The organism is Streptomyces sp. NPDC054956, assembly GCF_053609185.1.
On sequence record NZ_JBSGXB010000575.1, the window covers coordinates 1 to 2,175 of the forward strand.

Here is a 2,175-nt window from a genome sequence, read left to right on the forward strand (position 1 = left end):
CGAGCGGGAGGCGGCCAGCCCTCGCCCTTTCCATGCATGCATACATCTCGGGTGCCCCGCGCAGCGGCGTCGACAGTGGACGGCCACCTGATGGGCTGGGGCCGGCGGGACGGCCGAGCCCCATGCCGGGAACCCGCGCATCGCTGCCTGCCGGACCTCCGTGTCCGGGTTGCCAACAGTGGTAGCAGGCATCGTGCGGCGGCTGAAGCCTTGAATCTCCTCAGGACGACGCGCGGACCTCAGGGGATCGCCGTGAAGCGGCGCGCCGCCGGGTCGAAGCGCGCGATCGACAACTGACGCCTCCCGTAAGGGTGGGCCGCCGAGTAGTCGGCCGTGCCCTCGACCCCGGGTACGTGGAAGAGGCCCAGCGAATCGCCCGCCGCCTTCAGCGTCCGGTAGTTCAGGTCCTGGCCGGCCTTGGACGCCACCGCCCGGAACAGCGAAAGGTTCTGGCAGGCCGTCAGGATCGAGGTGTGCAGGTCCGGCGACCCCTGCGGCTTGGTCTCCGGGGGCAGGACGGTGCCCCGCCGGGACGGGTCCGCCCGGTAGAGGTCCTCCAGGCAGGCCTGGTACTCGGGGTCCTGGAAATCGGAGCGGACCCCCGCCGCCGTGGCTCCGGCCAGCACCGACCAGTCGTGCGGGGCCTGGTCGGCCGCGTACAGCGCACCCGAGCCGAGGTCCGGGAAGAGGAGGCGGGGCCGCCACGGGGTCTTCTCTATCTGGGTGCCGATCGAGGTGGAGATCGGGCCGATGGTGAAGACGGTGTCCGCGCCCGCCGCCCGGAACCGCTCCACGATCACCGCCGACTGCTGGGCGACGGCCACCGTGTCGTTCGGCGGCGCGTCCAGGGTGGCCGTCTCCACCGGAGCCGAACCGGCCTGCGTCAGCGCCGACTTGGCCTTCTCCACGTCCTTGGGCGCCAGGACGCTGCCCACCACCGCGATCTTCCGTCCCTTCAGCAGATCGCCCTGCTCGGCGAATTTCGCGACCGCCGCCGTGATCCCGTCCCCGCCGGCCGTGCTGAACCACGGGGCCTTCGCCCGCGCCCTGCCGACGTCCGTGATCGCCCCGCCGAACACGGCCGTGCGCTGGGTCTCCACGTAGCACAGCGGATCGTCCGAGTTGAAGAAGCCGAGCGCAGCGAACACCTTCTCGTCCTGGGCGAGCCGGGCACACGCCTCCTGCGCGGGCGCCGGGCCGACCGGGTTGATCTTCGCGTAGACGGGGACGATCCGGCGGCCCTTGATACCGCCCTGCTCGTTGATCCGCGCGATGACCGCGTCGTACGCCGCCACGTAGTCCCCGTGGTCGATCTGGACGAACTGCCGGACGGCCTCCAGGTCGGGATAGGTGATCCCGATCCTGATGCTGTCCGCCGTGACCCCCGGCGCGACGGCGGGCATCGCGGCGTCGCCCGCCGGATCCTGTGGAGGCGCGACGCACCCGGCCACGGCCGTCAGGGCCAGGCACAGGGTCAGGGTCAGAGGCAGAGCCAGGGGCAGGGCGAGCGCCGGGCCCCCGGCCCGGCCGGTGCGCAAGGGCGGTCTTCTCATCGGACCCTCCGGGAGCGTGGTGAGGCAACGGGCTGGGTGGGCACGGTCGTCGGCGCGGGGTGGTGGGGCCCACCTCCGAGATAGCTCGCGATCACGGCCGGGTCCCCGCGTACGGCCTGCGGCGGGCCGGAGGCGATCACCCGGCCCTCGCCGAGGCAGTACACGCGGTCGCTGATGCCCATGATCAGCGGCATGTCGTGCTCGATGACCAGCAGCGCGGCCCCCGACTCGCGGCAGACGCGCTGGATCAACGGCCCGAAGGCCTCCGTCTCGCGCTGTGCCAGCCCGGCCGTCGGCTCGTCCAGGCACAGCAGCCGGGGCCGCAGCGCGAGCATCCCGGCCAGGCCCGCGACGCGCCGGGTGCCGGTGGACAGGTCGGCGACCAGCGCGTCGGCCGCCTCGCCGAGACCGAGGAACCCGATCAGCTCGTCGGCCTCGGCGCGCAGCGCCCGCTCCGAGCGCGGGCCACCCTTGCCGGGCCGCCCCCGCACCGCGATGCAAACGGCCTCGCGCACCGTCAACTCCGGGAACAGCGAGGCGTTCTGGAATCCGCGGCCGAGCCCGGCCCGGGCCCGGCGGGCGGGGGAGAGGCGCGACAGCTCCCGGCCGGCCAGGGTGACGG

At 73.5% G+C, this 2,175-nt stretch carries 2 protein-coding genes; both read right to left on the bottom strand.

Annotation, left to right across the window (positions count from 1 at the left end; genetic code table 11):
• Positions 1-239 precede the first annotated feature (239 nt).
• Entirely contained in the window at positions 240-1,553 is a 1,314-nt protein-coding gene (locus ACWGDE_RS38385) for an ABC transporter substrate-binding protein (RefSeq protein WP_453393719.1), read from the bottom strand.
• Positions 1,550-2,175: ABC transporter ATP-binding protein (locus tag ACWGDE_RS38390; protein WP_453393720.1), on the bottom strand; the 626-nt coding region annotated here is incomplete at its 5' end. The genes ACWGDE_RS38385 and ACWGDE_RS38390, both read right to left, overlap by 4 nt.